The sequence below is a fragment of the Microbacterium sp. genome, assembly GCF_047607225.1.
In the GTDB taxonomy this organism is placed as follows: Bacteria; Actinomycetota; Actinomycetes; order Actinomycetales; family Microbacteriaceae; genus Microbacterium.
The window spans coordinates 1-7,146 of sequence record NZ_JASGDO010000073.1 but is presented as its reverse complement, the minus strand read 5'-3'; the positions used below and the strand labels follow the sequence as shown (position 1 = coordinate 7,146).

Genomic DNA, 7,146 nt, shown 5'->3' with positions numbered 1-7,146 from the left:
CTCGCTGTCCGGCGCACCCTCGTGTGGCCCGCGCCGCGGCCGACGGCGCGGGCGCTCCGACGATCGACGGGGCGCCCCGTACCCGACGAGGTTGGGGGGATCGGCGGCGTCGCGTTCGATCACCACACGTCGCTCCTGCGTCTCATCCGGCGACGAGGACGCGTCGCCGGAGGCGATATCGAACGAGACGAGGAGGTCACCGACGGCGACGACATCTCCCTCCTGGTGCTGCACGTGGGCAATGACGCCGGCGTACGGCGAAGGGAGCTCGACGACGGCCTTCGCGGTCTCCACCTCCGCGAGCGTCTGATTGAGGGCGACCTCATCTCCCGGCGCCACGTGCCACTGCACGATCTCTGCCTCGGGGAGTCCTTCACCGAGGTCGGGCAGGCGGAACTCGGCGATCACGCGACCACCCCCGCATTCGCGTGGGGCACGTCCCGCACCCGGTCGACGGCGTCGAGGAGCCGGTCGAGGTCGGGAAGGTGGTGCTTCTCGAGCTTGGCGGGCGGATAGGGGATGTCGTGGCCCGTCACCCGCAGGGGCGCGGCCTCGAGGTAGGGGAAGCACTTCTCGGTCACCGACGCGATCAGCTCGGCTCCGACACCGCCTTCTCGCGCCGCCTCGTGGGTGACCACGACGCGACCGGTCTTGCGCACCGACGCGGTGATCGTCCGGTAGTCCACCGGCGACAGCGAACGCAGGTCGATGACCTCGAGAGACACACCCTCGTCTTCCGCCGCGATAGCCGCATCGAGGGCTGTCGTCACCTGCGCGCCGTACGTGAGGATCGTGACGTCATCGCCGGGGCGCACGACTCGCGCCACGCCCATCGGCGGCGCGTCGGCGATGTCCCCGTCGAGGTCGACGGGACCCTTCGCGTGGTAGAGGCGCTTGGGTTCGAAGAACACGACCGGGTCGTCGCACGCGATCGCCTGCCGGAGCATCGTGTACGCGTCTTGGGGATGCGAGACTGCCACCACTCGGAGACCCGCGGTGTGGACGAAGTACGCTTCAGGCGATTCGGAGTGGTGCTCGGCCGCCCCCACACCCCCGGCCCACGGGATGCGGATCGTGATCGGCATCTTCACCCGCCCCCGAGTGCGGTAATGGAGCTTGGCCACCTGACAGACGATCTGATCGAAGGCGGGATAGACGAACCCGTCGAACTGGATCTCCACGACGGGCCGGTATCCCCGGTAGGCGAGACCGACGGCCGTACCGACGATCCCCGATTCGGCAAGCGGCGTATCCACCACACGGTCGCTGCCGAACTCGTCGAGGAGCCCGTCTGTGATCCGGAACACTCCGCCGAGGCGACCGATGTCCTCGCCCATCACGAGCACGCGCTCGTCGTCGCGCATGGCCCGCTGGAGACCCGCGCCGAGAGCCTTGCCCATCGTCAGGTCACTCGCTCGCGTCGACTCCGTCATTGGGAACTCCCTTCATCGGAGGCGAAGCCCGCCAGGTACGAAGCGAAAGCAGCTCGCTGCTCCTCGATCCCGGCGTGCGGCTGGGCGTACACATCGTCGAGCACCTCGATCGCGGGCCGTGTCACGGCATTGATCGCGGCGGCACGCATCCGAGACGTGAACTGCGTCGCCGCCGACTCGATATCGGCCCGGAACGCTTCGTCGAACGCCCCTTCGGCAGCGAGGTGTCGTTCGAGGCGGAGCAGCGGATCGCGTGCACGCCAGGTCTCCAGCTCCTCGGCGGGGCGGTACCGGGTGGGGTCGTCGGAGGTCGTGTGGGGCCCCATGCGGTAGGTGACCGCTTCGAGGAAGACCGGACCGCCACCGCTTCGCGCGTGATCGAGAGCCCACCGCATCGCCGCCGTCGACGCGATCACGTCGTTGCCGTCGACCCGGAGGCTCGGGATGCCGAATCCGGGAGCCCGTGCGGCGAGGGGCACGGCGGCCTGCACGGAGACCGGCTCCGAGATCGCCCAGTGGTTGTTCGAGCAGACGAACACGACCGGGGCGCCGAAGGAGGCAGCGAAGACCATGGCCTCGTTCACGTCGCCCTGGCTCGTGGCCCCGTCGCCGAAGTAGGCGACCGCGACCTGATCGGACCGGTCGCGCTGAATGCCCATCGCATACCCGACGGCGTGCAGCGTCTGCGCGCCGATGATGATCTGCGGCGGTGCGACATGGAGGGCGTGCGGATCGATGGTGGAAAGGGCCTCTCCCCGCCACGTCAGCACCAGGTCGGCGGGGGCGGCCTCGCGGACCAGCAAGACACCGAGCTCTCGGTAACTCGTGAAGAGGAAGTCATCGGCTCGGCAGGCGCGCGCGGTCCCGATCTGCACCGCCTCTTGTCCCTGCGCGGGCGCCCACAGCCCCAACTGCCCCTGTCGTTGCAGCGCGACGCCCTCCGCGTCCACGCGTCGCGCGATGGCCATGTCGCGGTAAAGCGCTCGCAGTCGGTCGACGTCGAGGTCGACAGCCCAGTGGTCCAGCCGCTCGTCGCTGATCCGCTCGCCCTCCGGCGTCAGCAACTGCGCGGGGAGGTCCAGATCGAGGGAGGGTCTCTCCTGCATGGTCGGGGTATGCGTCATCGTCATCCCTTCTGTCCGCCGGGTCGTCTCGTGAACGACGCGACGGAGAGCGTCTCGGCATCGTCGCCGCGGATCCGGGATCATGCTCCGGATGCCGCGACACTACGTCGCCGTCGCACCTAGCTCAAGCATCCACGAACCCACTGAGCATGTTGCGCAGTTCTGACACGCGCGACCTGCTACGGTTTCGCACTATGGGATCCCTGGACCACGTCGACCTCGAACTCCTGAGCGCGCTCGCCGACGACCACCGCGCGACGGTCGTCGCTCTCGCGGATCGTCTCGGGCTCTCCCGCAACACGGTGCAGGCGCGGATGGCGAAGCTCGAACGCTCCGGCGTCTTCGGATCGTTCGAACGCGCCGTCTCCCCCGCCGCTCTCGGCTATCCGATCGAGGCCATGATCAGCATCGTCGTCCGTCAGGCCGATCTCCCGCGGATCACGGCAGAGCTGTCGCTCATCCCCGAGGTCCTGCAGGCGCACGGTCTGAGCGGCCAGGTGGATCTACTGGCTCGCGTCGCGGCGCGCGACACGCAGCACCTTTTCGCCGTCGACGCCCGGATCCTCGCGATCGACGGGATCGAACGGACGGAGACCTCGCTCGTGATGGGCGAGGTCATCGGTTATCGGGTGCGACCTCTGCTGGAAGCGGCTCGACGGGAACAGTAGCCAGTTCTGACCCGCCGCCGTCGAGGCGCACCAGGACGACGCCCAGGAGAATCAAGGCGCCGCCGAGGAACTGCACGAGTCCGGGCGCTTCGCCCAGGAGCAGCCACGCGAACAGGAGCGCGAAGAGCACCTCGGACAGACCGACGAAGGAGCCCAGGCGCGCACCCACGCGGGGCACCGCGATGATCCCCAGTGCGTAGCCGACGCTCGTGCCGACGGCACCCACCCACAGCAACGGCATCCATCCGGGCACCTCCACGCCACGGAAGACGACCGTCACTTCCGGGGCGGCGAAGGGCAGGAGGCCCGTCACCGCCAGCACCGCCATCACCACGGCTCCGCACAGCAGCCCCCCGGAGGCCAGCGCGAGGGCGGGGAGGTCATCACCGGTGCGCTCCGACATCACGAAGTAGACGCAGACGCACAGCGCCGCTCCGAGAGCGAAGACGGTGCCCAGCAGGTCGAAGCGGGCTCCCGACACGTCGACGACGAGGACGAGGCCGACGACCGCCGTCACGGCGCCGGCCAAGACGAGCCGCGAGGGGGCCTTCCGGGTGCGCAACCACACGTAGACGACGAGGAACACGGGGGCGAGGTACTGGATGAGAAGCGCGACAGCGACCGGCATCCGCTGCATGGCGGAGAAGAAGAGCAGTTGGCAGCCCACGACAGGAATGAGGCCGAAGGCGAGAAGGGAAAGACCGTGGCGACGGAAGAACGATGACTCACGCCGCACGGCGCGCACGAGAGCCGGCGACAGGATGACGCCTGCGAGACCCATCCGCACGATCAATGCGGCCGACAGCGACCAGCCCTCCTCCAAGAGCGGCTTGACGAGGGGCCCGCTCGAGGAGAAGGCGAGCGCGGACACGACGGCCATGACGATGCCCGCGTTGCGTCGCCGCGGGCGCTCGGCGGCGGGAGGCCTGGACGACGAGACGTCGAGGGAGGCGATGCGGGTCACGGGAGCCTCATCTGTCATGAGTGACCATTGGTTACACTGGTGACAGTACTGCCGAGGAGCGTCAGGAGTCAACATGGTTTTCATCCGTGACACCGAGCTGTCCCTGCGGGCAGCGGTCGCTCTCGTGAACACTCTCCCCGAGACGAACATCGAAGGCGTCGACGGCCTGGTATCAGCCACCGATCTCGACGACTATCTCCGAGGATTCCCCTACACCGGCGCGATCGTCCGCGACGAGGAGGAACTCGCCGCCGTGCGACGCATCCGCTCTCGCATCCGCGGCCTGTGGGAGGTCGATCGCGTGGGCGCAGTCCCTCTCGTCAATGCGATGCTCCGCGACGGTCATGCACTCCCCCAGCTCGTCATCCACGACGGCTACGACTGGCACATTCACGCCACCGAGGCATCCGCACCGCTGGCGACGCGCATGCTCGTGGAGGCGGCGATGGCCTTTGCAGAGGTGATCCGGACCGATCAGTGGGACCGCGTCCGACGCTGCGCGGCCGATGACTGCGACGGCGTGTACGTCGACTACTCCAAGAACGGCTCGAAGCGCTACTGCGACACCGGCAACTGCGGCAACCGCATGAACGTCAACGCCTATCGTCGTCGGAAGTCCGCAGAAACCGGCTGACGGACTCGGCCGCCTCGCGCGGCGTCTCGTAGTGGATCAGGTGTCCGACTCCCGCGATCTCGACGAGCTCTGCCCGCGGGAACAGTCCGCGGAGCCGTCGCTCGGCTTCGATCGGGGTGATGTCGTCGCGTTCGGCAGCCACCAGCAGCGTCGGCGTCATGATCGCGGGAGCGAACTGGCTGACGTCGTGAGAGACCGAGGTGACGAACGCGTCGTGGAGAACGTCACGACCGGCGAACCGGGAGAAGTACCGGTCGTGCTGGTCATGGATGAAGCGGCGTAGTTCGGGATCCTTCGTCTTGGCCATCGACACGCTCATGACCCTGACGATGATCCGACTGCGCAGCAACGCATCGCCCAGCCGCCGCGGAAGTCGGGCACCCGCCCAGTAGTAGAACACTGCGAGCCTGGTCAACACCCCTCGTGGTCCCTCCAGAGCGGGAGCGCCGATGGGATTCACGAGGATGAGACGGGGGGTGGAGAGCCCGCCGGCGACCGCCGCGGCCGCCACGATCGATCCGAACGAGTGCCCCAGCACGATCGCCCCCGGGGCCACCTGGGCAACGAAGTCGGTGAGCCACGCGGTGTATGCCTCGAGTGTGTGGCGACGTCCGGGAAGAGGCGGCGTGTCTCCGAACCCGGGGAGATCGGGAGAGACGACACGGAAGCCCTCGAGGTACGCGACGACCGGTTCCAACCCGTGGTGCTCGCCGCGGAAACCGTGGACGGCGACGATGGTCGTCGGCGCGTCGTCAGGCCCATACGTCCAGTAGGCGGTCTTCCCGCCCTGCACCTCGACCTCGCGGCGGACGACGGGGATCGACTCGAGGCGCGCGGCGTACGGGTGAGGAACGGGGCGGGTCACCCCCCGAGTCTACGAGCGTGCGTGGCGCTGAGGTCCCGTGTCGCTGCCTCGTCGTAACCTCGATCACGTGGACGGACGGCTCTGGGACGACGACTCCTGGTTTCTGGACTCAGCGACGCCGCCGCCGCGACCTGTCGCCGTTTCTCCGGCCGTAGCGCACCCGACGACGACCTCTTCCTCCGAAGACTCTCCCCCCGCCGCGCACCCATGGCTCGATCGGATCGGCGTGTTCGATCTGGAGACGACGGGGATCGATGTCGTCCACGACCGGATCGTCACCGCCCATGTGGGTGTGCTCGACGCCGCCGGACACGTCCTGAGCGCGCGCGATTGGCTCGCCGATCCCGGTGTCGAGATCCCCGCGGGAGCCACCGCCGTCCACGGAGTCACCACCCAGCGCGCACGCGAGGAAGGCGCGCCGGCAGCGGTCGTGGTCGCCGAGATCGTCGCGGAACTGCGCGCGCTCCTCAGCGCCGGTGTCCCCGTCGTGGCCTACAACGCGGCGTTCGACTTCTCCCTGCTGAAGCACGAGGCGCTGCGCCACGAGATCCCGCCCCTCGTCGAACCCGCGCCGGTCATCGACCCACTGGTCCTCGACAAGGCGCTCGACCGCTACCGACGCGGCAAACGCACCCTCGATGTCGTCGCGCGCCACTATGCGGTGACCCTGGATGCCGCCCACGAAGCGTCGGCCGATGCGATCGCCGCCGGGCGGGTGGCCTTGGCACTGGCCGCCCGGTTCGACCTGCCACCCTCCGCCCACGAGCTTCACGCGAAGCAGATCGGTTGGGCACGCGCGCAAGCAGCGAGCCTGACGGAGTACTTCATCCAGATCGGACGACTCGATCCCGAAGGCGCCCTGGACGGTAGCTGGCCGGTGCGCTGAAGGGGCGACTTCCGCGCGGGCGTCAGCCGTCGATGCGGAGCACGAGCTGCCCGTCATACGGGTACGCCAGGAGCGCGACGCTCGGTCCGTTCGACTGCACCTCGCGCTCGTCCTCGTCGTCGATCCGGATGAGACTCGCGTCGAGGCGGATACCCGTCGATCTCACCGCCGACGTGTCGGAGCAGGAGCCGAGCGGGCCATCCGGAAGAAGGTCGACGACGATGCAGGTCTGGTCGCCGACCTCGCCCCACCACACCACTGCCCGCTCATCGGCGCTGAGCAGGCTGATGGCGGAATCCCACTCGTTGACCGTCAGCGTGCGTTCGCGACTCTGATCGACGACGGCGTCCCCGAGCCCGGCGGCGAGCATCGGCGTCGGGGTCGGACGCGGCACGGCGGCGGGCTGAACGGCCATCGCGGCGAGAAATCCCGCCCAGCCGGCCACCGGGAGGAGGATCGCGAGAACCACGACGGCGACCATCAGTCCCACGGGCCGCGTTCGCCGGGCGGGCGTGATCGCGTCGGCGTCGGGCAGCGCCGGCGCCCCGCCGGTGTCGCCCGCGGCGTCCGGG

At 68.9% G+C, this 7,146-nt stretch carries 9 protein-coding genes; 3 read left to right on the top strand and 6 right to left on the bottom strand.

Features of this window, described 5'->3' with window-relative positions:
* The 3 genes from QM591_RS15455 to pdhA all read right to left on the bottom strand — a co-directional run.
* A partial coding sequence (locus tag QM591_RS15455; protein WP_415133654.1) for a biotin/lipoyl-containing protein occupies positions 1-408 on the bottom strand: 408 nt, incomplete at its 3' end.
* On the bottom strand, positions 405-1,433 hold the full coding sequence (locus QM591_RS15450) for an alpha-ketoacid dehydrogenase subunit beta (protein ID WP_415133652.1): 1,029 nt from the start codon (positions 1,431-1,433) through the stop codon (positions 405-407). The genes QM591_RS15450 and QM591_RS15455, both read right to left, overlap by 4 nt.
* Positions 1,430-2,557 (bottom strand): pyruvate dehydrogenase (acetyl-transferring) E1 component subunit alpha, encoded by a 1,128-nt coding sequence (pdhA, locus tag QM591_RS15445; protein ID WP_415133658.1) that lies wholly within the window; start codon positions 2,555-2,557, stop codon positions 1,430-1,432. Before pdhA ends, QM591_RS15450 begins: the two co-directional genes overlap by 4 nt.
* A 194-nt stretch (positions 2,558-2,751) precedes the next feature.
* Between pdhA and QM591_RS15440 the strand changes: the two genes are divergently transcribed.
* A complete protein-coding gene (locus QM591_RS15440; RefSeq protein WP_415133650.1) occupies positions 2,752-3,225 on the top strand; it encodes an Lrp/AsnC family transcriptional regulator in 474 nt (157 codons plus the stop codon).
* Here QM591_RS15440 and QM591_RS15435 read toward each other — a convergent pair.
* The gene (locus QM591_RS15435; protein ID WP_415133648.1) at positions 3,173-4,189 is read right to left on the bottom strand and encodes an EamA family transporter; all 1,017 of its coding nucleotides are present in this window, start codon (positions 4,187-4,189) and stop codon (positions 3,173-3,175) included. The genes QM591_RS15440 and QM591_RS15435 overlap by 53 nt on opposite strands.
* Positions 4,190-4,262: 73 nt before the next feature.
* On the opposite strand from QM591_RS15435, the gene QM591_RS15430 reads away from it, so the two are divergent.
* Entirely contained in the window at positions 4,263-4,823 is a 561-nt protein-coding gene (locus QM591_RS15430) for a CGNR zinc finger domain-containing protein (RefSeq protein ID WP_415133646.1), read from the top strand.
* On the opposite strand, the gene QM591_RS15425 is transcribed toward QM591_RS15430, so the two are convergent.
* Positions 4,783-5,688 carry an alpha/beta fold hydrolase gene (locus tag QM591_RS15425; protein WP_415133644.1) on the bottom strand — a complete coding sequence of 302 codons (906 nt, stop codon included), beginning with the start codon at positions 5,686-5,688 and terminating at the stop codon, positions 4,783-4,785. The two genes, QM591_RS15430 and QM591_RS15425, sit on opposite strands and share 41 nt — an antisense overlap.
* Positions 5,689-5,908: 220 nt before the next feature.
* Between QM591_RS15425 and QM591_RS15420 the strand changes: the two genes are divergently transcribed.
* The gene (locus QM591_RS15420; protein ID WP_415133656.1) at positions 5,909-6,574 is read left to right on the top strand and encodes an exonuclease domain-containing protein; all 666 of its coding nucleotides are present in this window, start codon (positions 5,909-5,911) and stop codon (positions 6,572-6,574) included.
* A 22-nt stretch (positions 6,575-6,596) separates the two neighbouring features.
* On the opposite strand, the gene QM591_RS15415 is transcribed toward QM591_RS15420, so the two are convergent.
* The coding region (locus QM591_RS15415; RefSeq protein WP_415133642.1) for a hypothetical protein at positions 6,597-7,146 on the bottom strand (550 nt) is incomplete at its 5' end.